This window comes from Streptomyces sp. NBC_01707 (genome assembly GCF_041438805.1).
GTDB lineage: Bacteria > Actinomycetota > Actinomycetes > Streptomycetales > Streptomycetaceae > Streptomyces.
On sequence record NZ_CP109190.1, the window covers coordinates 4,546,107 to 4,570,436 of the forward strand.

The window sequence follows — 24,330 nt, forward strand, 5'->3', positions numbered from 1 at the left end:
TGTCAGCCGCTGTACGGGCTGGACCGGACAAGACCACCGCCGAAAGAAGAAACGGACGGCACCCATGGCCACGGCATACGGACCGGACACTCGGGACCATCAGCGGTCCGGTGCCGGCTCCGGGGACAACCCCCCGGTGAAGCACTTCTTCCCGGCGGTGCTGCGCGCGCCGCTGGAGGCGAGGACCTGGCGCGAGTTCGGCTATCTGCTGCTGAGTCTGCCGATCAGCGTGGTGCTCTTCAGCTTCGCGATCACCATGACGTCGCTGGGCGCGGGCCTGCTGATCACCTTTCTCGGCATCCCGGTCCTCGCCCTCGGTCTGGCGATGTGCCGAGGCTTCGGCGTGATGGAGCGGGCCCGGGCGCGGGGGCTGCTGAAGCTGCAGGTGGCGGAGCCGGCTCCGGTGCGCGGCAGGACGGGCGGCCTGATGTCGTGGGTGGGGGCGGTCCTGAAGAGCGGGGTGTCCTGGCGGCATCTGCTCTACGCGCTGCTGCACTTCCCGTGGGCGGTCTTCGCCTTCACCGTGTCGTTGACGTTCTGGGCGTACGGGTGGGCGGCGTTCAGCTACCCGCTGTGGCAGTGGGTGTTCCCTGCGTACGCGGGGGTCGACGGCATTCAGCTGTACGGCGACGCCACGCACGACATCTATCTCGACTCGCCGTTCGAGCTGGCCGCGACCAGCGCGTTCGGTCTGGCACTCGTCCTCCTCACCCCGTGGATCATCCGCGGTCTGGCGTCCGTGGACCGGGTGATGGTCTACGGGCTGCTCGGGCCGTCGCGGCTGGCGTCTCGCGTCGTCGAGCTGGAGTCGGACCGTGGGGTGGTCGTGGACACGGCCGCCGCGGACCTGCGACGCATCGAGCGCGATCTGCACGACGGCGCCCAGGCCCGCCTCGTCGCCCTGGCGATGGATCTGGGTCTGGCGAAGGAGAAGCTCACCGAGGACCCCGAGGCGGCCGCCCGCATGGTCGACGAGGCACACGGCGAAGTGAAGGTCGCCCTCCAGGAACTCCGCGACCTCGCCCGCGGCATCCACCCCGCCGTCCTCACCGACCGCGGCCTGGACGCCGCACTCTCCGCCATCGCCTCCCGCTGCACCGTCCCGGTGACGGTCGAGGTGGATCTGGCGTCCCGGCCCGCGCAGGCCATCGAGGGCATCGCCTACTTCACCGTGTCCGAACTGCTGCAGAACGTCAGCAAGCACGCGCGGGCGACGCGCGCGACGGTCGACGTGTGGCGTACGGCCGACCGGCTGCTGCTCCAGGTCACCGACAACGGGCGGGGCGGCGCGAATCTGTCGGCGGGCAGCGGCCTCGCCGGTCTGGCCGAGCGGCTGGACGCGGTCGACGGTGTCCTTGTCGTCGATTCCCCGGAAGGCGGCCCGACGAGGATCACGGCCGAGCTCCCCTGGCGTGGCTGAGGCGGAGCACCTCGCGGAGGCCTCGTCACACCCGAACATTGTCGCGCAACACATCTCGCACAGCACATCCATACGCAGGTACGAATCGTCGTGCGGCGCCCGGATCCCGTCCGGGCGCCTCCGTCGCGTCCCCCGCCGGCACACAAACGTCCGTCACAGCTCCCGTCCGCGGACCGATGCTGGGATGCTGGGGGCACGAGGGACGGATCGGGTCGCGGTGGAGCCGACGGACAGCAACAGGGGGACAGGGCGTCGTGGTGGAGGACAGGGTGCGAGTGGTCATTGCCGAGGATTCGGTACTGCTCCGGGAGGGGCTCACCCGATTGCTGACCGATCTCGGGCACGACGTCGTCGCGGGGGTAGGAGACGCCGAGGCTCTGATCAAGACCGTGGGCGATCTTGCCGAGGGGGGCGAGCTGCCCGATGTGGTCGTCGCCGACGTGCGGATGCCGCCGACCCACACCGACGAGGGTGTGCGGGCTGCGGTGCGGCTGCGCAAGGAGTATCCCGGCATCGGGGTCCTGGTCCTCTCGCAGTACGTCGAGGAGCAGTACGCCACCGAATTGCTGGCCGGCAGCAGCCGTGGTGTGGGCTATCTGCTGAAGGACCGGGTGGCGGAGGTCCGTGAGTTCGTGGACGCCGTGGTCCGGGTGGCGCAGGGCGGCACGGCGCTGGACCCTGAAGTTGTGGCTCAGCTGCTGGGCCGAAGCCGTAAGCAGGACGTCCTGGCCGGGCTGACGCCGCGCGAGCGCGAGGTGCTCGGTCTGATGGCGGAGGGGCGGACCAACTCGGCGGTCGCGAAGCAGCTGGTGGTGAGCGACGGCGCGGTGGAGAAGCACGTCAGCAACATCTTCCTGAAGCTCGGCCTGTCGCCCAGTGAGGGGGATCACCGCCGCGTCCTGGCCGTTCTGACCTACCTCAACTCCTGATTACCTGACACCCTGTCAGGTAATGGCCGGTAGCCGTGCCCGGGCCGCGGAATACACGCCTGCGAGCGCCCGGCCACGCCGACGGACATCCCAGGGGGTTCGCGAAATATGGCAAAGCGGCACAAAAAGGCGTCTCATAGTGGCGTCCACCATGTGACCGGTCCGGGGAAGGCGACCCTTACCGACGTAGGGTGGGCCTTGGGACCGCCGGCGGGCCGGACGGTCCCGAGCCGCCGCCCCGAGGGAGGTCCAGTTCAGTGACCAGCCAGGTCAGTAGCCCAGCCGACCAGGCCGATGAGGCCAATGACGCCGATCAGGCCAGTGAGGCTGTTCTCGGGGAGCAGCGAGCCCCCCAGTCCGCAACGCCGGGCGCCGACGGGAAAGAGATCCGCCGCCTGGACCGGGTGATCATTCGCTTCGCGGGTGACTCCGGAGACGGTATGCAGCTCACAGGCGACCGGTTCACCTCCGAGACGGCGTCGTTCGGGAACGACCTGTCGACGCTGCCGAACTTCCCGGCCGAGATCCGGGCCCCCGCAGGCACCCTTCCGGGCGTCTCGTCGTTCCAGTTGCACTTCGCCGACCATGACATCCTCACGCCGGGCGACGCCCCGAACGTGCTGGTCGCGATGAACCCCGCCGCGCTCAAGGCGAACATCGGCGATGTGCCGCGCGGCGCCGAAATCATCGTCAACACGGATGAGTTCACCAAGCGCCCGATGGCGAAGGTGGGCTACGAGACCAGTCCGCTGGAGGACGGCTCGTTGCAGGCGTACAACGTCCATCCGGTGCCGCTGACGACGCTGACGATCGAGGCGCTGAAGGAGTTCGGACTCTCCCGCAAGGAGGCCGAGCGCTCGAAGAACATGTTCGCGCTCGGGCTGCTCTCCTGGATGTATCACCGGCCGACCGACGGCACCGAGGCGTTCCTGCGGGCGAAGTTCGCCAAGAAGCCGGAGATCGCCGAGGCGAACGTGGCCGCGTTCCGGGCGGGCTGGAATTTCGGTGAGACGACCGAGGACTTCGCGGTCAGCTACGAGGTGGCGCCCGCCTCGCACACCTTCCCCACCGGTACGTACCGGAACATCTCCGGGAACCTCGCCCTGTCGTACGGGCTGATCGCCGCGAGCCGGCAGGCGGATCTACCGCTCTACCTGGGCTCGTACCCGATCACCCCGGCCTCCGACATCCTGCACGAGCTCAGCAAGCACAAGAACTTCGGCGTCCGCACCTTCCAGGCGGAGGACGAGATCGCGGGCATCGGTGCCGCTCTCGGCGCGGCGTTCGGCGGCTCGCTCGCCGTGACGACGACGTCCGGGCCCGGTGTGGCCCTGAAGTCGGAGACCATCGGTCTCGCCGTCTCGCTCGAACTGCCGCTGCTCGTCATCGACATCCAGCGCGGCGGCCCGTCCACCGGTCTGCCCACCAAGACCGAGCAGGCGGACCTGCTCCAGGCGATGTACGGGCGCAACGGCGAGGCCCCGGTGCCGATCGTGGCGCCGAGGACCCCGGCCGACTGCTTCGACGCCGCGATCGACGCGGCCCGGATCGCACTGACGTACCGCACACCGGTGTTCCTGCTCTCGGACGGCTACCTCGCCAACGGCTCCGAGCCGTGGCGGATCCCGGACATCGACGAGCTTCCGGACCTGCGTGTGCAGTTCGCCACCGGGCCCAACCACGAACTGGCCGACGGCACCGAGGTGTTCTGGCCGTACAAGCGCGACCCGCACACCCTGGCCCGCCCGTGGGCCGTTCCCGGCACGCCCGGTCTCGAACACCGCATCGGCGGCATCGAGAAGCAGGACGGCACCGGCAACATCTCGTACGACCCGGCGAACCACGACTTCATGGTCCGCACCCGCCAGGCGAAGATCGACGGCATCGAGGTCCCCGACCTCGAGGTCGACGACCCGGCCGGCGCCCGGACCCTGGTCCTGGGCTGGGGCTCCACGTACGGCCCGATCACCGCCGCCGTCCGCCGGCTGCGCGCGGGTGGGCATCCGATCGCCCAGGCCCATCTGCGCCATCTCAACCCCTTCCCGAGGAATCTCGGCGAGGTGTTGAAGCGTTACGACAAGGTGGTCGTCCCGGAGATGAACCTCGGCCAGCTGGCTGCGCTCGTCCGGGCGAAGTATCTGGTGGACGCCCACAGTTACAACCAGGTCAACGGTATGCCGTTCAAGGCCGAGCAGCTCGCGACAGCTCTCAAGGAGGCCATCGATGCCTAACACCGACCAGGCACTCCCTGCCGGGCTCCCCGCCCTGCAGCTGGTGCCCAAGGCCGAGGCCAGGCAGTCCATGAAGGACTTCAAGTCCGACCAGGAAGTGCGCTGGTGCCCCGGTTGCGGTGACTACGCGGTCCTCGCCGCCGTGCAGGGCTTCATGCCCGAGCTCGGTCTGGCGAAGGAGAACATCGTCTTCGTCTCCGGCATCGGCTGCTCCTCCCGGTTCCCGTACTACATGAACACGTACGGGATGCACTCGATCCACGGCCGCGCCCCGGCCATCGCCACCGGCCTGGCCTCGTCGCGGCGCGACCTGTCCGTCTGGGTCGTCACGGGTGACGGCGACGCGCTGTCCATCGGCGGCAACCACCTGATCCACGCGCTGCGCCGCAATGTGAACCTGAAGATCCTGCTGTTCAACAACCGGATCTACGGGCTCACCAAGGGCCAGTACTCACCGACGAGCGAGGTCGGCAAGATCACCAAGTCGACGCCGATGGGGTCGCTCGACGCCCCCTTCAACCCGGTGTCGCTGGCCCTCGGCGCGGAGGCGTCGTTCGTCGCCCGCACCGTGGACTCCGACCGCAAGCACCTCACGAGCGTGCTGCGCGAGGCGGCGGCCCACCCCGGTACGGCGCTGGTGGAGATCTACCAGAACTGCAACATCTTCAACGACGGCGCGTTCGAGGTCCTCAAGGACAAGGACCAGGCCGAGAACGCGGTGATCCGGCTGGAGCACGGGCAGCCGATCCGCTTCGGCACCGGGCAGTCCAAGGGTGTCGTACGCGACCCGGCCACCGGTGACCTCAAGGTCGTCGAGGTCACCGCGGAGAACGAGTCGCAGGTCCTGATCCACGACGCGCACGCCGCCAGCCCCACCACGGCGTTCGCGCTCTCCCGGCTCGCCGACCCCGACACCCTGCACCAGACCCCGATCGGGGTGCTGCGCAGTGTGGAGCGCCCGGTCTACGACACACAGATGGCCGACCAGCTCGACACCGCGGTCGAGCAGAACGGCAAGGGCGACCTGGCCGCGCTGCTCGCCGGTAACGACAACTGGACGGTCATCGGCTAGGGCCTCGCTCCGGGATCGGCCCTCGGGCCGGCAGGATCCGCAGGAGATGCGCCGCGACGCGGACGGGCACACCGTACGGGTGCCGGACCGGGGAGTCTTCACCGCTCCCGGCCCGGCACCCGTTCTCATGTGCCCATGGCCCTGGACCGTCCCGCGTACCGCATCAAACGGCATCTGCTCGGCAAGCCCCTCACCACCGAGCGCATCAGCGACGAGAAACTGAGCAACCGGACGGCGCTCGGGGTACTCGCCTCCGACTGCATCAGTTCGTCCGCGTACGGCTCCGAGGAGATGCTGCGGGTCCTCGTGCCCGTCGTCGGCGCGGCGGCCTTCACCCTGCTCATGCCGGTGACCGGCGCGATCCTGTTCGTCCTGCTGCTCCTGACGCTCTGTTACAGCGATGTCGTCATGATCTACACCCGGGCGGGCGGTTCGTACGTCGTCGCCCGGGAGAACTTCGGGCCGAACATCGCGCAGATCGCCTCCGTGGCGCTGCTCGTCGACTACATCGTGACCGTCGCCGTCCAGGTGTCGGCCGGCACGAACGCCCTCATCTCGCTCGCCCATCTGATCGGGGGCGGCTGGACCGGCCTGGACCATCTGCAGCTGCCGGTCTCCGTAGCGGTGATCGTGCTGCTCGCGTACGGCAATCTGCGTGGCATCCGCGAGGCGGGCCGGACGTTCGCACTGCCCGCCTATCTCTTCATGGCCGCGGTCGGTCTGGTGCTGGTCGTCGCCGCGGCGCGCGGGCTGACGGGCGGGCTGCCGCACGCCGATCTGCACGCGCCGGGGGTGGTGCCGCTGGGCACGCCGGGCAACGGCTGGCTCTACGGCGCCTCGCTCTTCATCGTGCTGCGGTCCTTCGCCAACGGCGGCTCGTCGCTCACCGGACTCGAAGCGATCTCCAACGGCATCTCCGCGTTCCGCGAGCCGCAGGGCCGCAACGCCCGCCGCACGCTCATCACCATGAGCTGTGTGCTGGGCGTCCTCGTCCTCGGCGTCTCCACCCTGGCGCATTTCACGCACGCCGTCCCGTACACCGACGGCACGCCGACCGTCATCGCACAGGAGGCCCATCTCGCGTTCGGCAACGGTCCGTTGGGGATGGTCGGGCTGACCTTCGTACAGCTGGCGACCGCGCTGGTCCTCTATACGGGCGCCAACACGCCGTTCACCGGCTTCCCGTTCCTCGCCAGTTTCGTGGCCGCGGACCGGTTCCTGCCGCGGGTGCTCACCCGACGCGGGCACCGGCTGGCGTTCTCCAACGGGATCATCGCGCTGACCGTCGTCTCGCTGGCGCTGCTGGTGGTCACCGGCGCCAGCGTGGACAAGCTCGTGGCGCTGTACGCGATCGGTGTGTTCACCGCGTTCACCATGGCCGGGTCCGGCCTCACCGCGTACCACCTGCGCCGCCGCGAGCCGTACCGCCGGGTGAAGATCGCGGTCAACGGGCTGGCCGCGGTCATTTCGGCCGCCGTGGTGCTGATCTTCGCGGTCACCAAATTCACCGAGGGCGCCTGGCTGGTCGTGGTGGTCTTTCCGCTCGGCGTCTGGGCGCTGACGCGGATCAACCGCGAGTACCGGCGCGAGGCCGCCGCGCTGCAGAGCATCCAGGCACCGGGCGCCGACCGGCCACGGGTCCGGCGCCATCTGGTCTTCGTCCTCGTCGACACGCTCGACCTGGCGACGCTGAAAGCACTGCGGTACGCCCACGAGCTGCGTCCGGACGAGATCCGGGCGGTGCACTTCTCGATCGACGAGGCGCACGGCAGACGGCTGGCCGCCCGCTGGGAGGCGACGGCCGCGACGTCCGTGTCGCTGGAGCTGGTGGCGTGCCCGGACCGGCGGCTGCGTCATGCGATGAAGGAACTCGCGACCCGGACCACAGCCGACGGGCGGACCTCGCTGACGGTGCTCGTGCCGCGGCGGCTGTACTCCAACGCGCTCGGGAAGATCCTGCACCGGGGTACCGGCGAGGCGATGGCCATCGCGCTGGAGCAGCTGCCGCACGTGGCGGTGACGATCCTGCCGTTCGACGTCTCGCGCGCACTGCGGGCGCTGGCGGAGGGGCGGGCCCCTCAACCCGACTGAGCAACCACCTGCCCCCTGAGGCCGACTGCCTCCGTGCAGGCTCAGCCCGGCTGGTCCTGCGTGGCCTTCCGTGCGTCGTACGTCTCGCGGGCCGCGTGTACGACGTCGAGGCGCCGCTCGGTCCAGCGCGCCAGCCCCCACACCTGCTCGGCAGCCTCCTTGCCCAGCTCGGTGAGCGTGTAGTCCACCCGTGGCGGGATCACCGGCTTGGCGTCCCGGTGCACGAAGCCGTCGCGCTCCAGCGTCTGGAGGGTCTGGGCCAGCATCTTCTCGCTGACGCCGCCGACCTCGCGGCGCAGTTCGCTGAACCGGTACGAGCGCTCCAGCAGGGCGGCGAGGACGAGGACGCCCCAGCGGCTGGTGACGTGTTCGAGCACCAGCCGGGAGGGGCACATCTGCCGGTTCACATCCGGCACCTTGCTTACGCTCATATCAGTACCTTACTTCAGAGTGGGTACTTTCCCTCAGTTAGTGCTGCCCCTAGGGTGAGCGACGGAGAGCCCGAACGAGGACCAGAGCATCCAAAGAGGAGAAACCCCCATGAGCATCGTCGTCACCGGAGCCACCGGAGAGCTCGGCCGTCTCGTCGTCGACGAGTTGCTGGCCACCGTGCCCGCGAGCGAGATAGCCGCCGTCGTCCGCAACAAGGAGAAGGCCGCCGGCCTGGCCGCCCGCGGCGTCGAGCTGCGGATCGCCGACTACGACCGGCCCGAGACCCTCAGCGACGCCTTCAAGGCCGGGGACCGGGTCCTGCTCATCTCCGGCAACGAGGTGGGCAGGCGCGTGCCGCAGCACACCGCCGTCATCGACGCGGCCAAGGCGGCGGGCGTCGCGCAGCTCGCGTACACCGGCGTGCTGGGCGGCCCCGACGCCGACTTCCGGCTGGCCGCCGAGCACAAGGTCACCGAGCGGCTGATCCTCGACTCGGGTCTGCCCCACACCTTCCTGCGCAACGGCTGGTACACCGAGAACTACACGGCGAACCTCGCCCCCGTCCTGACGCACGGCGCCGTCGTCTCCAACGCGGGCGAGGGCCGGGTCGCCTCCGCCACGCGCGCCGACTACGCAGCCGCGGCGGCCGCCGTACTGACCGGCGAGGGCCACCTCGGCAAGGCCTACGAGCTGAGCGGCGACGTCGCCTGGTCGCTCGCGGAGTACGCGGCCGAGGTGTCGGAGGCCACCGGCAAGGAGATCGCGTACAACGACGTCCCCGCCGCCGTGCACCAGGAGATCCTGGTCGGCGCCGGTCTGCCCGAGGAGTTCGCGGCGATCCTGGTCGACGTCGACGAGGCGATCGCGCGCGGGCTGCTCGCCGGGACCAACGGCGACCTGGCCCGCCTGATCGGGCGCCCGACGACGCCGCTCGCCGAGACGGTGGCCGCCGCGGTCGCCGCCGCTTAGAGCGTTCCTCGACCGGGCTCGGCCCGGCGTCATGACCGTATCGCAATACGGGTATGACACCGGGCCCTCGTGGCGTTACCGTCGTGCAGTTGACGGTGCAGCCGAATGGCTGACGCGGAGGATGCCGGGAGGGCCCGTGGCGGGGACGAATGAACAGCGGGCGGGCTTGCTGTCCGGCTTCGGCGCGTACGGCCTCTGGGGCCTCGTCCCGCTCTTCTGGCCGCTGCTGAAGCCGTCCGGGGCGATCGAGATCCTCGCCCACCGCATGGTCTGGTCGCTCGCCGTCGTCGGCCTCGCGCTCCTCGCGCTGCGCCGCTGGGCATGGATCGGCGAGCTGGTACGGCAGCCGAAGAAGCTGGGACTGATCGCGATCGCCGCGGCCGTCATCACCGTCAACTGGGGTCTGTACATCTGGTCGGTGAACAACGGCCATGTCGTCGAGGCCTCACTCGGCTACTTCATCAACCCCCTGGTGACCATCGCCATGGGCGTCCTGCTTCTCGGCGAACGGCTGCGCCCGGTGCAGTGGGTGGCGGTCGGCACCGGCGTCGCGGCGGTGCTCGTGCTGGCGATCGGATACGGGCGCCCGCCGTGGATCTCGTTGACCCTGGCGTTCTCCTTCGCGACGTACGGCCTGGTGAAGAAGAAGGTCAACATGGGCGGCCTGGAGTCGCTCAGCGCGGAGACCGCGGTGCTGTTCGTGCCCGCGCTCGGATATCTGCTGTGGCTCGGGGCGCAGGGCGACGCGACATTCATGTCCGCGGGTGCGGGCCATGCGGCACTGCTCGCCGCGACGGGTGTCGTGACGGCCGCACCGCTGGTCCTGTTCGGGGCCGCGGCGATCCGCGTACCGCTCTCCACACTGGGCCTCCTCCAGTATCTGGCGCCGGTCTTCCAGTTCGGCCTCGGCATCCTGTACTTCCACGAGGCGATGCCGCCGGAGCGGTGGGCCGGGTTCGCGCTCGTGTGGCTGGCGCTCACGCTGCTGACATGGGACGCGCTCCGGACGGCACGGCGGGCGAAGACACAGGCTGCGCAGCTTGCCGCGTCGGCACAGCCGCAGCCGCCGTCGCAGCGTCTCCCGCACCAGCTGCCGACCGACGGGCCTTCTTCCCCGTACGCAGCCCGAGGGCAGTGATCGGTGCGCCCGGCGTCACCGTCGCCACCGGTGCGCCGGATCACGGTGGCGCCCGCCCGCCGCCCGCGACGCCCGGGCGATCACGACCGGCCAACAAATGTGACTCGGTTGCTTTTTTAACTTCGTTGCGTTTTCCTGGATGTCCACGGAAACGCAATCGAGGAGTACCCATGACCGCCTCCCCGCTCACGGCCGCCGTCCTGATCGTGGGGGCCGGACCGACGGGACTCACCCTGGCCTGCGACCTCGCCCGCCGCTCGATCCCCGTACGGATCATCGACAAGTCCCCCGAGTTCCCGCGCAGCTCGCGCGCCAAGGGGCCCAATCCCCGCTCCCTGGAGATCCTGGCGGATCTCGGCGTCGTCGCGGAGGTCATGGCCGCCGGCTCGGCACCGCTGCCCATGCGCAAGTACCGGGACGGGATGCCGGTCGCCGACGCCGACCCGTTCGCCACATCGCACCCGACGCCCGACGCCCCGTACGACCGGCCATGGCTGATCGCCCAGTGGAAGCTGGAGGAGATCCTGCGGAGCCGCCTCTCGGAGTACGGCGTGCAGGTGGAGCTGTCGGCCGAGGTGACCGGGCTGGCGGAGGGACCGGACTCGGTGACCGCGTCGCTCGCCGACGGCAGGGACATCGAGGCGCGTTACGTGGTGGGCTGCGACGGCGCCCACAGCGCGGTACGGAAACTCCTCGGCATCCCGTTCGAAGGGCAGACGAACGAGGAGCAGATGATGGTCTGCGGCGACGTCGAGGTGGACGGCCTCGACCGCGGCTACTGGCACCAGTGGTTCGACGAGGACGGCGCCGTGATGCTGTGCCCGATCCCGGGTACGCGGTCGGGCTGGTGGTTCCAGGCGGGACCCGAGACCGACGCCTCGGGAGCACCCGTGCCCCCGTCGCCGGAGAGCTTCCGCAGGCTCTTCGCCCGGCACACCGGACTGCCGGGGACCCATCTGTCGAACGCCACCCTGCTCTCCACGTACCGGGTCAATGTCCGCATGGTCGACCGCTACCGGGTGGGCCGCGCGTTCCTGGCCGGCGACGCCGCGCACGTGCACTCGGTGGCGGGTGGCCTGGGCATGAACACCGGGATCCAGGACGCGTTCAACCTGGGCTGGAAGCTCGCGCTGGTCGTCGGCGGCCAGGCGGGACCGGCTCTTCTCGACACCTACGAGGAGGAGCGGCTGCCGGTCGCCTCCTGGACGCTGGACATCACCTCCGAGCGGCTACGGGCGACACTCGAAGCGATCAAGGAGCCGGGCGGCGGGCTGGACGCGGCGGCCACCCCGGAGACCACCGGCCTGAGCCGCGGCTACCGCTGGAGCTCCCTCTCCCGCAACGGCACGGGCGGGAACTCCGACGGTCCGTTGCGGGCGGGCGACCGCGCCCCTGACGCCCCCTGCCGCAAGACCGCGACCGGCGCACCGATCCGCCTGTTCGACGCTTTCGCCGGACCGCACTTCACCCTGCTGGGCTTCGGTGCGGGCACGGCCGAGGCACTGCGGGAGGCGGCCGCGAAGTACGGCGACGCATTGCGGGCGTACGCGATCGACCCGGCGCACACGGACGGCCTGACCGACGACGAGGGCCATGCCCACTCGGCGTACGGGATCGTGCCGGGTGAGGACACCCTCGTCCTGGTCCGGCCCGACAACCACGTGGGCCTGATCGCTCCGGCCACGGACGGCCGGGCCGTCGTGGACCACCTCGACCGGTCGGCGTGGGTCAGCAGCCCCTTCGCAGCGGAGTGAAGGACAGCTTGGCGCCCTCCTTGAGCTGGGTGGCGTTGCGGTAGACGTCCGACTCGACCTCGTACCAGACGTCGTCCTTGGTGGAGTTGCCGCCGACGTCGTCGAGTTCGACGCACCAGCGTGCCCGGCGCACGACACGGGTGTAGCTGGTGGTGCCCTGCTGGACCTTCTTGCAGTCCTTGTAGGAGTCGTCGCTGTACCAGGTCCGGGTCCTCTTCCGGCGGCCCGTGCCGCTGGTGGAGGTGTGCTTGACCTTTCTGACGCGGGTCGTACAGCGGTTGACCATGCGCGGACGGGTTCCCGTGGCGGTCCTCCGTGTGACGTGGCGGGTGTCGTCGCGCAGTCCCGAGACGGTGCGGTCGGGCGGGCTCGGCTCGGCCCCGTCGACCGCCCCCGAGCCGACAGCACCTGTGGGCGCGGCGTGGCCGCCGCGGCTGCCGGCCTCGTCGGGGCCGCTGCCGCAGGCGGTGAGCAGGGCGGCCAGGAGGACGGTGGCGAGAACCGGACGCATACGGATCCGACCGGTCGAGGTCCTGACGGACCGTATGGAATGGCTGCTGTCGGACGGGTTGGTCACAGGACGCCTGTTCTGGACGGCGGGAGCGGTGGGGGCTGTTGTCACCACTGGCTGACCTGCGCGAAGGTACCTCACGGCCGGCGGCGTGGGGCATCGCGGGCAACGGTCCGGACCGTCGGCCGGGGCGCGGGCGTCCCGGGTGAGCCCTGTCGGCACACCCGTCTCCTTCTCGATGACGGGCGCGGTGAGCCCGGACCTTGTGCCGGGTTCCGCACCAGGCCGGGCCGCGAGGTGTCGACGAACAGCAACTGGCAGTCGTGCGCGCGGCATTCACCGATGCCGCATGCAGCGATGCCGGGTCCGGTACGGGGCCGCCGCTCTGGGCAGTTCCTCCGGCTATGCCCCTGCCGGGTCGCGACCGCGCCCCGGACCCGGACCGTCCGTGCAGGTCAGGGCCGTACGACGGGAAGCGGATCTCCCTAGGCTTGGCCCATGCCCATCCCACCCGCATATGCACTTGTCGCGACGGACCTGGACGGCACTCTGCTGCGCCACGACGACACCGTCAGCCCTCGTTCCCGTGCCGCGCTCGCCCTGGCCGCCGCGGCGGGCGCGCTCCATCTCGTGGTCACCGGGCGGCCGGTGCCGGGAATACGGAACCTGCTCACGGAGCTGGATTACCGGGGTCTCGCGGTCTGCGGCCAGGGCACGCAGCTGTTCGACGCCGGGACCGGGCGCATGGTGTACGCGGCCACGCTGGACCGGGACCTGGCCGACACCGCGCTCGGCAAGATCGAGGCCCAGGTGGGTCCGGTCTTCGCGGCCGTGGACCAGGACGGGCCCGACGGTCGGACGCTGATCGAGCCGGGCTACCTGATGCCGCACCCGGCACTGCCCGCCCAGCGGACCGGCCACCGGGACGAGTTGTGGGCCACCCCGATCGTCAAGGTCCTCGTCCGCCACCCCGAGCTCACGGACGACGCGCTGGCCGCCGCGGCCCGCGCGGTCGTCGGCGATCTGGCCACCGTCACCCTGTCCGGCCCCGGCACGGTCGAACTCCAGCCGTACGGCATCGACAAGGGCACCGGGCTCGCGCTGGCCGCGGAGGCCCTGGGAGTGGATCCGGCTGCCACGATCGCGTTCGGGGACATGCCCAACGATCTGCCGATGTTCCGCCGGTCCGGGTACGGGGTCGCGATGGCCGACGCCCATCCGGCCCTGCGCGCGGCAGCGGACGAGGTGACGGCGTCGAACGGCGACGACGGGGTCGCGGTCGTGCTGGAGCGCGTGTTCGGCTGAACCGTCCCTGGAGCGGCATCCGTACAGCACACCGGAGCGGCGTCGGCCGGCGGAAGCGGCGTGTGCCCGTTCCCAAAACTATATGCACACGCATATAGTGCAGGCGCACACAGTCGTAGCACGCAACCGTTCACGGGGGACCAGCCATGACCACTCGTACGTTTCTGTTCCTGCTCGGCAGCAGCCGCACCGACGGCAACACCGAAGAACTCGCGCGGCTCGCCGCCGAACAACTGCCGCCCGAGACCGAGCAGCGCTGGCTGAACCTGAACGAACTGGCACTTCCCGACTTCGAGGACCTGCGCCACGACGGTGACGGCCGCTACCCCACCCCCACCGGCAACGCCGCCACCCTGCTGGACGCGACGCTCGGCGCGACCGATCTGGTCCTCGCGTCACCGCTGTACTGGTACGCGATGTCCACCTCCACCAAGCGGTATCTGGACCACTGGTCGGGATGGATGCGGGTACCCGGCCTCGACTTCAAGCAGCGGATGGGCGGGCGGACCCTGTGGGGCGTCACGGCGCTGGCGACATCCGATCACAGCGTCGCCGAACCGGCGACGGGGACGTTGCGGACCATCGCCTCGTACATGCGGATGGAGTGGGGCGGGATGCTGCTGGGAGTCGGCACCCGGCCCGGTGACGTACTGGGCGACACGGCCGCCGTCGCCCGCGCCAAGACCTTCTTCGGCTGACGGTGCCTCATCTCACGGCTCCGGTGCGCCCAGCGCCCGGAGCACGTGCGTGACCAGTGCCGCGACCGTCGCCTCGTCCTGGCCCGGTTTGCGCAGCACATGGCGGTAGTAGACCGGCCCGTAGAGCATCTCCACGGCCAGTGGCAGATCCGCGCCCGGCGGGATCTGGCCCTGCTCCTGGGCTCGGCGCAACCGGGCCACCGCCGCGGCGAAACGGGGTTCGATCAGCTGGGTCCGGACCGTTTCGGCGAGTTCGTCGTCGTGGTGGAGTTCGGAGAGGATCCCTGCGTAGGCCGGGCCGAACGGAGGCGTGGAGAGCAGTCTCACCGCGCCTGTCACATGGGTACGGATGTCGGCGGCGATGTCGCCGGTGTCGACGAACGGCGTGGCGTCGACCAGTGCCTCCGTGAACGCCTCCAGCAGCACCGCGCTCTTCGACGGCCACCAGCGGTAGATCGTCTTCTTACTGACGCCCGCCCGGGCCGCGATCGCCTCGATGGTGACGCGGCCGTACCCCTTCTCCGTGCACAGTGCGAGGGCGGCGTCCAGTGTCGCCCGTCGTGATCGCTCACTACGACGCAGCGAACTCGGCGATGTGATCATTCGGTGAGCATAGGGGTGTTGAGTCCATTCCTTGTTGACAGGGCGTCGTCAGAAGTCGAACAATACAGAGGCAGAAACGGAACGTACCGTGTCGTTCCTGCTGTTCGCACCGTTCGTGCCGTTCGTGCCGCGACGAGCCGATCGGGGGACGGCTCGCCCGGCCGACGGCACGGGCGGAACCGCGAACGCCCCGCCGCTCAGGCCGTGATGTCCTTCGCCGTGAACCGCGCCCAGGCGGCCGAGCCGAACACCGCCGCGTACAGCCCCTGCAGGCCCAGGTTCTTGACCATGTCGTCCCAGTAGACGGGGTCGCGCAGCAGGTCCGCGAAGGACAGCCAGTAGTGCGGGAACAGATACGGGTGCATACCGCTCAGCTGCGGGATCGAGTCCAGGATCTGCACCGTGATCAGCACCCCGACCGTCGTGGCCATCGCCGCGATCCCGCTGCCGGTGAGCGTCGAGATGAACAGCCCGAGCGCCGCGAACCCGATGAGCGACGCCGCCACCGCCACCGCGATCAGCCCGGCCCGCAGCAGCCCCTCGCCGAAGCCGATCTGCGTCCCGGAGATCGTCGTGACCTCGCCGACCGGGAACAGCAGCGCACCGACGGCCAGTGCCGACGCCGCCACGACCACCGTCGCGACCAGGCAGAACACCAGCGTGGAGGCGTACTTGGCGAGCAGCAGCCGGGTCCGGCCCGCGGGCGCGACCAGCAGATAGCGCAGGGTGCCCGCACCGGCCTCGCCCGCGATCGAATCCCCCGCGACGACGCCGACGGCCATGGGGAGGAAGACCGGCAGGGTCACGGAAAGTGCGGCGAAGACCAGGAACAGGCCGTTGTTGGTCACCTGGGAGAGAAACGCCGGGCCGCCCCCGCCCGAGCCTGCCGGCGAGCCGTCGCTCGTCTCGATCCTCACCGCGATCCCGATCAGCACGGGGACGGCGGCCAGCACCCCGAGGAGCGCCAGCGTGCGCCAGCGGCGCAGCGTCGTGGTCAGTTCGGAGCGGAGGATCCCGAAGGTCCACAGCGGGTTGCGGGACCGGCCCGCCCCCGCCGGTCCGACTGCTTCAGCCTGCGACATCGAAACCCTCTCCGGTGAGTGCGACAAAGGCGTCCTCCAGCGAGGCCCGCTCGACGCCGAACGACCGTACGCGCACCCCGTGGCGGACCAGCGCCCCGTTCAGGTCCGCGAGTTCGACGTCGGCCGGCGGGGCCTCGGCACTCACCCGGTCACCGTCGGCGGTGATGCCGGTGACGCCGAGCTCCTTGAGGACGCGGGCGGCGTCGCCCGGGTCGGGGGTGGTGACGGTGAGCCGGCCACGGGTGCCCGCCGCGAGGTCGGCGACCGGGCCCTGGGTGATCAGCCGGCCCCGGGCCATCACCGCGGCGTGCGTACAGACCTGCTCGATCTCGTCGAGGAGGTGGGAGGAGAGGAAGACCGTGGTGCCGTCCGCCGCCAGTTCCCGGACCAGTGCGCGGATCTCGCGCATCCCCTGCGGGTCCAGTCCGTTGGTCGGCTCGTCCAGCACGAGGAGGCGGCGCGGCTGGAGCAGGGCAGCGGCCAGGCCGAGGCGCTGCTTCATGCCCAGCGAGTACGCCTTCGCCCTCTTGCCTGCCGCCGCGCCGAGGCCGACCCGGTCCAGCGCGGTCGCGACCCGTGCCCGGCGGGTGCGTGGATCGGCGGTCGGGTCGGCGGAGTCGTAGCGCAGGAGATTGTCCCGGCCGGTCAGGAACCCGTACAGCGCGGGCCCTTCGATCAGCGCTCCGACCTGTGGGAGTACGGTTCGGGCGGCGCCCGGCATGGGGTGGCCGAGGACCCGGGCGGTGCCGGACGTAGGGTCGATGAGGCCCATCAGCATCCGGATCGTGGTGGTCTTCCCGGAGCCGTTGGGCCCGAGGAAGCCGAAGACGCTGCCGCCCGGGACGCTGAGGTCGAGGCCGTCGACGGCGAGCTGGCCACCGCGGTACCGCTTGGTGAGACCGCGGGTCTCGATCACGGCCGTTCCGGTCCGGGGCACCGCCTCGGACTCGATCACGGCGCCGGTCTCTGTCATGCGTGACTCCCCATGGGGTCGGATAACCGACCGCCCCGCCGTACGGAGCGTACGGCGGGGCGGTCGCGCAGTGCGGGATGTGCGGGTCGTCCGGGCGGTACGGGTGGGGCCGGGGCGTCAGTTGGCGCTGTTGGCCGCCCTGACGAGCGCGTCCTTGGTGACCAGCCCGACGTAGACCTTGCCGTCGTCCGTCATCAGTGCGTTGACCAGGCGGGTCTTGAAGACCGTGCCCGAGCCGAACTTTCCGGTGACCTTGTCGCCGAACGAGTCCAGGAACTGCTGTGCCGCAGGCGGCACATCCCCGGACTTCGGCGACGTCGGGACCGCCCGGCCGCCCGGCGCCTCGATCTCCGCGACCGCGCTCCAGCCCTCGCCGATCACCTTCATCCCCTTGCCGCCGGCCAGTCCGTCCAGCCCGGCCGGTTCACCCGGCACCTTGAACTCCGGTGCCTGCTTCCCGGCTTGCCGCTGCGCCTTCGCGTCGTCGGCCTCGGTCACCTTGGCGCCCTTCGGCGGGGTGAACGTGAACGAGGAGCCCGCGGGCTTCGCGAAGTCGACGCCGGTGAACCCGGCGTCGATCACGGCCTTGCCGCCGCTGCTCGGGGAGAGTGTGAACTTCAGCGGTACGCCGTTCTTCGCGTCGACCGCGATCGTGATCGCACCGATCGTCGAGCCGCCTTGCTTGGGCTTGATGACCAGCTTGTACGCGTCACGTCCGGCGACCTGCGCCGTGCCGTCGACCGTCACCGACGTGGTGGGGCCGGCCGTCTTCAGCGCCTCTTCGGCGAACGCCTTCGGCGTGGTCGGCACACCGTCCGGGACCGTGGCCTCGCCACGCTTCTCCGCGTGACCCGAAGCCTTGTCGCCGGTCGCGTGGTACGCCTGGTTGGACTTGCTGTCGTACGCCCAGACCTGGTCACCGTTGCGGATCACGCTGTACTCGGCGGCGCTGTCCAGTATCGAGACGCGCTGCTTGTCGGGGCCGTCGGCGGCCACCCGCAGCGTGTGCGTGCCGGAGGCGAGCTCCGTCAGCTTCTCCTGCGGGTCGGCGCTCGAGCCGCCGTGCGCTCCGTCGCCCTGCGCCAGCGAGCCGGCGAGCCCGCCCAGCGACGGGATGCCGAGGTCCGTGCTGATCTTCACCGTGCCGGAGAGCTGCTCGGTGTCCGACGCGGCGATCTTCTCGATGAGCTGCTGTGCGGTGATCTTCGGCAGATCGGGGTCACCGGAGTCCGCGAGCGCCGGGACCAGCCCGATCGTCGCGGCCGCCACCCCCGCCACCGCGACCGGAACCACGTACCGCGCCGCCCTGCGGCGGCCGGCCATGGTGCCGGTGGCCTCGTCCGCGGCGTCGCCGGTGGTCTCTGCGCTGTCGTTCGGTGCCATGTGTGCCCTACCTCCGTGGTCGGCGGCTTCCGTCCGGATGCACTCGTCCACTCCGTGCCGCCATTCTCACCCGTTTTGGTCAGGAGTGGTTGTTCTCCATCTGACCAAATTCGAGGTGGCGAAGCGTCAGCCCGCGGGAGCAACTCCGCATACCTCTGCGGTATGACACCACCCGGCCCGGCCTCCCCCGACCCGTAGGGGTCGGGGTGCGCGGCACGTCTGCCGGGGCTCAGCCCGCGCGGTGCACCACGGCGTCGCACAGCTCTTCCAGCGCTGCCTTCGCGTAGCACTCGGGCAGCGGCGCCAGCGTCGCCCGCGCCTCCTCGGTCCACCGGATGGTGTCCCGCCGGGCCTGCTCCAGCGCCGGGTGCGCGCGCAGCCGGCAGAGCGCCTCGGCGAGCCGGGCGTCGTCGCTGAGGTCGCCGTCCAGCAGCTTCAGCAGCTCCAGGTCCTCCGGCTTGCCGTCGGCCGCCGCCTGCGCCCGCAGGTGCAGTACGGGGAGCGTCGGGATGCCTTCGCGCAGGTCCGTGCCGGGGGTCTTGCCGGACTCGTGGGAGTCGGAGGCGATGTCGAGTACGTCGTCCGCGAGCTGGAAGGCGACACCGAGGCGCTCCCCGTACTGGGTGAGGATGTCGACGGCCGACTCGTCGGCGCCGGCCATCATCGCGCCGAACCGGCAGGCGACGGCGATCAGCGAGCCGGTCTTGCCGCGCATCACGTCCAGGTAGTGCTCGACCGGGTCGCGGCCGTCGCGCGGCCCCGCGGTCTCCAGGATCTGGCCGGTGACCAGGCGCTCGAACGCCTCCGCCTGGATGCGTACGGCCTCCGGACCGAGGTCGGCCAGTATGTGCGAGGCGCGGGCGAAGAGGAAGTCGCCGGTCAGCACGGCCACCGAGTTGCCCCAGCGGGTGTTGGCGCTGTCGACTCCGCGGCGTACGTCCGCCTCGTCCATGACGTCGTCGTGGTACAGCGTGGCGAGGTGCGTCAGCTCGACGACCACGGCGGACGGCACGACACCCGGCGCGTCCGCGTCACCGAACTGGGCGGACAGCATCGCCAGCAGCGGCCGGAAACGCTTGCCCCCGGCCCGTACGAGATGCTGCGCAGCCTCCGTGATGAAGGGGACTTCGCTCTTGGTGGCATCGAGCAGCCCCGCCTCGACAGCTGCCAAACCGGTCTGGACATCGGCCTCAAGAGCCTGGTCCCGCACGCTCAGTCCGAACGGCCCGACGACGGTCACGAGGGGATCTCCTGTCTGCTGACGATCACACGGAATGTCGATGTGTCGCTGTCATCACTCAAGTCAGCGTATCCGGTCCCCTTTGGATCACCGTGGGCGCCTTCCCGCCACCGCCGGTATGTTCGGGTTGTCCAGGAGCACCCGCCGCAGCCGGACGGACCCGGCCGCCTCCCGGCGACGCCGGGCCCTTTCCGGCCGGCCGGGGCTCACGCCCCTGTCCGGCCGCGAGCCCCGGGTGGCGGCCGCCGTCGGGATGACGCCCGGCCCGATCCGGTACGTGCCGTCCGGCGTCACCTGGCCGGGCGCAGCCACGGCGCCGGGTCCCCCGTCGCCCCGGAGTCACACCGCACGGCCGATCCTCGGAGGTGCGGTCCAGGCCACCGCCGGCGCCGCCGCACCCCCGACCAAGCGCCCCATGCCCTCCGTCCACCGAGGTACGCCATGCACATCCGCACCCGGTTCCCCTACGACACGGCCCACGAGGATGTCTGGATCCCGCTCCCGGACGGCACACGGCTCCACGCCCGGATCTGGCGGCCGATCACCGACGAACCCGTACCGGCGCTCCTGGAGTACCTGCCGTACCGGCTGAGCGACTGGACGGCGCCGCGCGACCGGCAGCGCCACCCCTGGTACGCGGGTCACGGCTACGCCTCCGTACGCGTCGATGCCCGTGGGTACGGCAACAGTGAGGGACTGCCGGGCGACGCGTACGACGCGACCGGGCCGGCCGACGGGGTCGCCGTCGTCCGCTGGCTGGCCGGGCAGGAGTGGTGCACCGGCCGGGTCGGCATGTTCGGCATCTCCTGGGGCGGCTCCGTCTCGCTCCGGATCGCCGCGCTCGCCCCCGAGCCGCTGAAGGCGATCGTCACGGTCTGCTCGACCGACGACCGCTACGACAACGACGCGCACTACATGGGCGGCTCGGTCCTCGCCGTCGGCATGCACGCCCGGGCGGCCACCACGCTGGCCTTCGCAGCCCGGCCACCGGACCCGGCGCACGTCGGCGACGGGTGGAAGGCCATGTGGCTCAAGCGGCTCGAAGCGGTCGACCCGCCCGTCCACACCTGGCTGGCGCACCGGACCCGCGACGCCTACTGGGCCCACGGCAGCGTCTGCGAGGACTACTCCGCCATCGAGGCGCACGTGCTCGCGGTGGGCGGCTGGCACGACCCGTACCGCGACACCGTGCTGCGGCTCGTGGCACACCTCGACCCGGCGAAGGTGCGCGGACTGATCGGGCCGTGGTCGCACCAGTACCCGGACCGCGGCCTGCCGCCGGGGCCCTCGATCGGCTTCCTCCAGGAGACGCTGCGCTGGTGGGACCAGCATCTGAAGGGCGAGGAGACCGGCGTCATGTCCGAGCCACTGCTGCGGTCCTGGATCAGCCGGTCGCACCGGCCCGCGACGGTGTACGAGACACTTCCCGGCCGGTGGGTCGGCGACACCGGCTGGCCGTCGAGGAACGTCGCGACGGTCGCGTACGCCCTCCAGGGGGGCCCGCAGACCGTGCGCTCGCCGCAGCAGACCGGGCTGGACGCCGGGCGCTTCGTCCCGTTCGGCAACGACGCCGATCTGCCACCCGACCAGCGGGACGAGGACGCCAAGTCGGTCTCGTTCGAGTTCCCGGTCGTGGACGCCCCTCTCGAGATCCTGGGCCGCCCACGGGTGAAGCTCCGGATCCGGATGGACGTACCGCGCGGCCAGGTGATCGTCCGGCTCTGCGAGGTCACACCCGAAGGGGCCTCCACGCTCGTCACCCGCGGCGCCCTCAACCTGTCCGCCCGGCACGGCCGCGACCGGTCCGACGACTGGACGCCCGGCGCGACCGAGGACGTCACCTTCGAGCTGAACGGCATCGGGCACGCCTTCTCGCCCGGCCACCGGATCAGGCTCGCCGTCTCGTCCTCGTACTGGCCGTGGATCTGGCCGCAGGCCGGTTCGGCGGGGTTCACCCTGGACGCGGACGGCAGCCTCCTCGAACTGCCGGTGCGCCACCGCGCCGAGGAACCGTCGATCACGTTCGAGGAGCCGGAGCAGGCGGAGCCGCTCCTCGTCGTCCTCCCGGTGACGCTCGACGAGCCGCGCCCCGAGCGGCTGGTGGTCCGCGACGTCGCCAAGGGCGAATGGCGGCTGGAGGTCGACCCGCGCTACGGCGGCACACGCGTGCACCCGGACGGCCTCGAATTCACCGAGGACGGGGTGGATGTGTACACGATCCAGGAGAACGACCCGCTGTCGGCACGCACCCGCTCCGACCGGACGATCAGGCTCCACCGGCCGGAGACGGCCTGGGACGTGAAGATCGAGACGCGGTCCGAGATCGGTGGGGACGAGCACGACTTCCTCACCTCCGACGAGATGGTGTGCAAGGACGGCGACGAGATCGTCTTCCACCGCACCTGGGTGAAGCGGATCCCCCGCACGGCGGGCTGAACACCGCCGTACCCCGTCCGACGTGGGGGTACGGCGGAACTTTCCGGGAATGCGGCGAAGTTGGGGCACTGCCGCGCGGTGGCCACACCGACGTAACGTGTCCCCCAAGCGACCTGGAAAGCGAGGCAGCACCACATGCCCGAGCAGAGCAGCCCGCTCGATCTGGCCGAGGGCGATCCCTTCGGTCCGCACAACCTTCCGTACGGCGTGTTCTCCATGACCGGCCACCCCGCCGAGCGCCGTGTCGGTGTCCGCATCGGCAACCATGTGCTGGACGCCGGAGCCGCGGCGCATGCGCTCGGCTCGCCCTACGCGCAGCTCCTCGCCCAGCCGGACCTGACCGCGCTGCTGTCGGCCGGCCGCACCGCCTGGCGGGACGTCCGGCGGGCGCTGACCGCATGGCTGACGGTCCCGGCGCACCGTGCGGACATCGAGCCGCTGCTGCACCCCGTCGAGTCGGTGACCCTCCATCTCCCGTACCAGGTCGCGGACTACGTCGACTTCTACGCGAGCGAGAACCACGCCACCAACGTCGGAAGGATCTTCCGCCCGGACGGCGAGCCGCTCACCCCCAACTGGAAGCACCTCCCGATCGGCTACCACGGCCGGTCCGGCACCGTCGTCGTCTCCGGTACGGATGTGGTGCGCCCCGCCGGCCAGCGCAAGGCGCCCTCCGACGCCGCCCCGGTCTTCGGCCCCTCGGCCAAGCTCGACATCGAGGCCGAGGTCGGCTTCCTCGTCGGCGTGGGGTCCGAGCAGGGCCGGCCGGTCGCGCTCGGCGACTTCCGCGACCACGTGTTCGGGCTCTCGCTGCTCAACGACTGGTCGGCGCGGGACATCCAGGCGTGGGAGTACGTCCCGCTGGGCCCGTTCCTCGGCAAGTCCTTCGCCACGTCCGTGTCGGCGTGGGTGACCCCGCTCGAAGCTCTGGAAGCGGCCCGCATCGCACCACCCGCCCGGGACTTCCCGCTCCTCCCCTATCTGGAGGACGCGGGCGAGGAGGAGCCCGGCGGCCTCGACCTGCGGATCGCCGTCGCGATCAACGGACAGCTGGTCGCCGAGCCGCCGTTCGCCACCATGTACTGGACGGCGGCGCAGATGCTGGCTCAGATGACGGTGAACGGCGCGTCGCTGCGTACCGGCGACCTGTACGGCTCCGGCACGGTCAGCGGCTCCGAGGCGGGCCAGCGCGGCTCCCTGCTGGAACTCACCTGGAACGGACGCGACCCGCTGGACCTCCCGGACGGCAAGCGGACGTTCCTGGAGGACGGTGACACGGTGACGCTGACGGCCTGGGCTCCGGGCCCGCACGGCACGCGGGTGGGTCTCGGCGAAGTGACGGGCCGAATCGTCCCGGCGCCATGACCGCGGATCGGCCGGGACTCACGCTCCCCGAGGAACTGCTGCTGCTCGCACTGGACCCGCAGCGGGGCAGGCCGTACTGCCGCAACCGCTTCCTGGAGTACGGGATGGCGGGCGCGGTTCTCGCGGAGCTGGAGCTCCAGGGCCGGATCACCGAGCAGCTCGGCCGGATACGGGTGATCAACCCGCTGACTCCCCAGGACCCGCTCCTCGCACAGGTTCTGGGGAGTCTGCCGGCCCCGGACAAGGGCAGCTTCGCGGGCGGCGTCAGCGCGAAGCGGTGGATCCGGCGGACCGGCCGGCACGTCGAGGAGCTGTGCCTGGGCCACCTGGTCGACCGCGGGGTCCTGCGCAGGGAGACCCACCGCTTCCTCGGCCTGCTGCCGTACCACCGCCACCCGGCGGCGACCCCGGACCTGCCCGCCTCGGTCCGGGAACGCTTCACGGAGGCCCAGGCGGCCGGCTTTCCGGACCGGCACAGCCGCACGCTGGCCGCGCTGGTCTCGGCCGTCGGCCTGTCCGGCGCGGTGGCGCAGGGCGGCTGGAGAGCCCGTTCGGAGATGCGTGGCCTCGTACATCAGGAGTGGACCGCGCACGCGGTGCACCAGAACGTCCGTCAGGACAAGGCGAACAGGAGCGGCGGGAGCGTGCGCGTCGCCGGCGGAGGAAGCGGCGGCGACGACTGACCGGGGGCGGCCGAC

At 70.9% G+C, this 24,330-nt stretch carries 20 protein-coding genes; 13 read left to right on the forward strand and 7 right to left on the reverse strand.

Annotated features, from left to right (window positions below; translation table 11 throughout):
* Positions 1–64: 64 nt before the first annotated feature.
* The 5 genes from OG963_RS20450 to OG963_RS20470 all read left to right on the forward strand — a co-directional run bounded on the left by OG963_RS20450 (position 65) and on the right by OG963_RS20470 (position 7,743).
* Positions 65–1,420, forward strand: a complete 1,356-nt coding sequence (locus tag OG963_RS20450; protein ID WP_319324311.1) for a sensor domain-containing protein — start codon at positions 65–67, stop codon at positions 1,418–1,420.
* 269 nt (positions 1,421–1,689) lie between these two features.
* Complete coding sequence (locus OG963_RS20455; protein ID WP_093778335.1) at positions 1,690–2,349, forward strand: response regulator transcription factor; 660 nt, start codon at positions 1,690–1,692, stop codon at positions 2,347–2,349.
* A gap of 257 nt (positions 2,350–2,606) precedes the next feature.
* Entirely contained in the window at positions 2,607–4,580 is a 1,974-nt protein-coding gene (locus tag OG963_RS20460; protein ID WP_030926290.1) for a 2-oxoacid:acceptor oxidoreductase subunit alpha, read from the forward strand.
* Positions 4,573–5,652: a 2-oxoacid:ferredoxin oxidoreductase subunit beta gene (locus OG963_RS20465; RefSeq protein ID WP_030926293.1), complete on the forward strand. Its 1,080-nt coding sequence runs from the start codon at positions 4,573–4,575 to the stop codon at positions 5,650–5,652. Before OG963_RS20460 ends, OG963_RS20465 begins: the two co-directional genes overlap by 8 nt.
* A 135-nt stretch (positions 5,653–5,787) precedes the next feature.
* Entirely contained in the window at positions 5,788–7,743 is a 1,956-nt protein-coding gene (locus tag OG963_RS20470; protein ID WP_093778106.1) for an APC family permease, read from the forward strand.
* 41 nt (positions 7,744–7,784) lie between these two features.
* On the opposite strand, the gene OG963_RS20475 is transcribed toward OG963_RS20470, so the two are convergent.
* Positions 7,785–8,174 (reverse strand): winged helix-turn-helix transcriptional regulator, encoded by a 390-nt coding sequence (locus OG963_RS20475; RefSeq protein ID WP_371799303.1) that lies wholly within the window; start codon positions 8,172–8,174, stop codon positions 7,785–7,787.
* Positions 8,175–8,283: 109 nt separating this feature from the next.
* Between OG963_RS20475 and OG963_RS20480 the strand changes: the two genes are divergently transcribed.
* The 3 genes from OG963_RS20480 (at position 8,284) to OG963_RS20490 (ending at position 12,036) form a co-directional block, all read left to right on the forward strand.
* Complete coding sequence (locus OG963_RS20480; RefSeq protein WP_093778108.1) at positions 8,284–9,144, forward strand: SDR family oxidoreductase; 861 nt, start codon at positions 8,284–8,286, stop codon at positions 9,142–9,144.
* 136 nt (positions 9,145–9,280) lie between these two features.
* On the forward strand, positions 9,281–10,282 hold the full coding sequence (gene rarD / locus OG963_RS20485) for an EamA family transporter RarD (protein ID WP_093778110.1): 1,002 nt from the start codon (positions 9,281–9,283) through the stop codon (positions 10,280–10,282).
* Between the two features lie 170 nt (positions 10,283–10,452).
* The gene (locus OG963_RS20490) at positions 10,453–12,036 is read left to right on the forward strand and encodes an FAD-dependent monooxygenase (RefSeq protein WP_371799304.1); all 1,584 of its coding nucleotides are present in this window, start codon (positions 10,453–10,455) and stop codon (positions 12,034–12,036) included.
* Here the strand turns inward: OG963_RS20490 and OG963_RS20495 are convergent.
* Positions 12,011–12,547: a hypothetical protein gene (locus tag OG963_RS20495; RefSeq protein WP_093778114.1), complete on the reverse strand. Its 537-nt coding sequence runs from the start codon at positions 12,545–12,547 to the stop codon at positions 12,011–12,013. The two genes, OG963_RS20490 and OG963_RS20495, sit on opposite strands and share 26 nt — an antisense overlap.
* Positions 12,548–13,045: 498 nt before the next feature.
* On the opposite strand from OG963_RS20495, the gene OG963_RS20500 reads away from it, so the two are divergent.
* Both OG963_RS20500 and OG963_RS20505 read left to right on the forward strand, forming a co-directional pair.
* Complete coding sequence (locus tag OG963_RS20500; protein ID WP_371799305.1) at positions 13,046–13,852, forward strand: HAD family hydrolase; 807 nt, start codon at positions 13,046–13,048, stop codon at positions 13,850–13,852.
* Positions 13,853–13,998: 146 nt separating this feature from the next.
* Positions 13,999–14,550, forward strand: coding sequence for a flavodoxin family protein (locus OG963_RS20505; RefSeq protein ID WP_030926304.1), 552 nt, complete (start codon positions 13,999–14,001; stop codon positions 14,548–14,550).
* A 12-nt stretch (positions 14,551–14,562) separates the two neighbouring features.
* Here the strand turns inward: OG963_RS20505 and OG963_RS20510 are convergent, their stop codons facing one another.
* The 5 genes from OG963_RS20510 to OG963_RS20530 all read right to left on the reverse strand — a co-directional run bounded on the left by OG963_RS20510 (position 14,563) and on the right by OG963_RS20530 (position 19,831).
* A complete protein-coding gene (locus OG963_RS20510; protein ID WP_093931138.1) occupies positions 14,563–15,153 on the reverse strand; it encodes a TetR/AcrR family transcriptional regulator in 591 nt (196 codons plus the stop codon).
* A gap of 197 nt (positions 15,154–15,350) precedes the next feature.
* Positions 15,351–16,235, reverse strand: a complete 885-nt coding sequence (locus OG963_RS20515; protein ID WP_371799306.1) for an ABC transporter permease — start codon at positions 16,233–16,235, stop codon at positions 15,351–15,353.
* Entirely contained in the window at positions 16,222–17,208 is a 987-nt protein-coding gene (locus tag OG963_RS20520; protein ID WP_093778122.1) for an ABC transporter ATP-binding protein, read from the reverse strand. The genes OG963_RS20515 and OG963_RS20520 overlap by 14 nt, the downstream gene beginning before the upstream one ends.
* 117 nt (positions 17,209–17,325) lie before the next feature.
* Positions 17,326–18,591: an outer membrane lipoprotein carrier protein LolA gene (locus OG963_RS20525; RefSeq protein WP_371799307.1), complete on the reverse strand. Its 1,266-nt coding sequence runs from the start codon at positions 18,589–18,591 to the stop codon at positions 17,326–17,328.
* A gap of 229 nt (positions 18,592–18,820) precedes the next feature.
* Positions 18,821–19,831, reverse strand: a complete 1,011-nt coding sequence (locus OG963_RS20530; RefSeq protein WP_093778126.1) for a polyprenyl synthetase family protein — start codon at positions 19,829–19,831, stop codon at positions 18,821–18,823.
* 441 nt (positions 19,832–20,272) lie between these two features.
* Here OG963_RS20530 and OG963_RS20535 point away from each other — a divergent pair, with 441 nt between their 5' ends.
* The 3 genes from OG963_RS20535 to OG963_RS20545 all read left to right on the forward strand — a co-directional run bounded on the left by OG963_RS20535 (position 20,273) and on the right by OG963_RS20545 (position 24,315).
* Positions 20,273–22,267, forward strand: a complete 1,995-nt coding sequence (locus tag OG963_RS20535; protein ID WP_093931135.1) for a CocE/NonD family hydrolase — start codon at positions 20,273–20,275, stop codon at positions 22,265–22,267.
* 135 nt (positions 22,268–22,402) lie between these two features.
* Positions 22,403–23,632 (forward strand): fumarylacetoacetase, encoded by a 1,230-nt coding sequence (gene fahA, locus OG963_RS20540; RefSeq protein WP_093778130.1) that lies wholly within the window; start codon positions 22,403–22,405, stop codon positions 23,630–23,632.
* Positions 23,629–24,315, forward strand: a complete 687-nt coding sequence (locus OG963_RS20545) for a GPP34 family phosphoprotein (RefSeq protein WP_093778132.1) — start codon at positions 23,629–23,631, stop codon at positions 24,313–24,315. The genes fahA and OG963_RS20545 overlap by 4 nt, the downstream gene beginning before the upstream one ends.
* The last annotated feature ends 15 nt before the right edge of the window (positions 24,316–24,330 follow it).

Excerpts from the sequence above, each read along its gene's own strand:
- OG963_RS20545 (WP_093778132.1), top strand. The coding sequence starts at position 23,629 with ATGACCGCGGATCGGCCGGGACTCACGCTCCCCGAGGAACTGCTGCTG.
- OG963_RS20475 (WP_371799303.1), bottom strand. The coding sequence starts at position 8,174 with ATGAGCGTAAGCAAGGTGCCGGATGTGAACCGGCAGATGTGCCCCTCC.
- OG963_RS20535 (WP_093931135.1), top strand. The coding sequence starts at position 20,273 with ATGCACATCCGCACCCGGTTCCCCTACGACACGGCCCACGAGGATGTC.
- OG963_RS20505 (WP_030926304.1), top strand. The coding sequence starts at position 13,999 with ATGACCACTCGTACGTTTCTGTTCCTGCTCGGCAGCAGCCGCACCGAC.
- OG963_RS20465 (WP_030926293.1), top strand. The coding sequence starts at position 4,573 with ATGCCTAACACCGACCAGGCACTCCCTGCCGGGCTCCCCGCCCTGCAG.
- OG963_RS20525 (WP_371799307.1), bottom strand. The coding sequence starts at position 18,591 with ATGGCACCGAACGACAGCGCAGAGACCACCGGCGACGCCGCGGACGAG.
- OG963_RS20500 (WP_371799305.1), top strand. The coding sequence starts at position 13,046 with ATGCCCATCCCACCCGCATATGCACTTGTCGCGACGGACCTGGACGGC.
- OG963_RS20495 (WP_093778114.1), bottom strand. The coding sequence starts at position 12,547 with ATGCGTCCGGTTCTCGCCACCGTCCTCCTGGCCGCCCTGCTCACCGCC.
- fahA (WP_093778130.1), top strand. The coding sequence starts at position 22,403 with ATGCCCGAGCAGAGCAGCCCGCTCGATCTGGCCGAGGGCGATCCCTTC.
- OG963_RS20490 (WP_371799304.1), top strand. The coding sequence starts at position 10,453 with ATGACCGCCTCCCCGCTCACGGCCGCCGTCCTGATCGTGGGGGCCGGA.
- OG963_RS20520 (WP_093778122.1), bottom strand. The coding sequence starts at position 17,208 with ATGACAGAGACCGGCGCCGTGATCGAGTCCGAGGCGGTGCCCCGGACC.
- OG963_RS20450 (WP_319324311.1), top strand. The coding sequence starts at position 65 with ATGGCCACGGCATACGGACCGGACACTCGGGACCATCAGCGGTCCGGT.
- OG963_RS20515 (WP_371799306.1), bottom strand. The coding sequence starts at position 16,235 with ATGTCGCAGGCTGAAGCAGTCGGACCGGCGGGGGCGGGCCGGTCCCGC.
- OG963_RS20470 (WP_093778106.1), top strand. The coding sequence starts at position 5,788 with ATGGCCCTGGACCGTCCCGCGTACCGCATCAAACGGCATCTGCTCGGC.
- OG963_RS20480 (WP_093778108.1), top strand. The coding sequence starts at position 8,284 with ATGAGCATCGTCGTCACCGGAGCCACCGGAGAGCTCGGCCGTCTCGTC.
- OG963_RS20510 (WP_093931138.1), bottom strand. The coding sequence starts at position 15,153 with ATGATCACATCGCCGAGTTCGCTGCGTCGTAGTGAGCGATCACGACGG.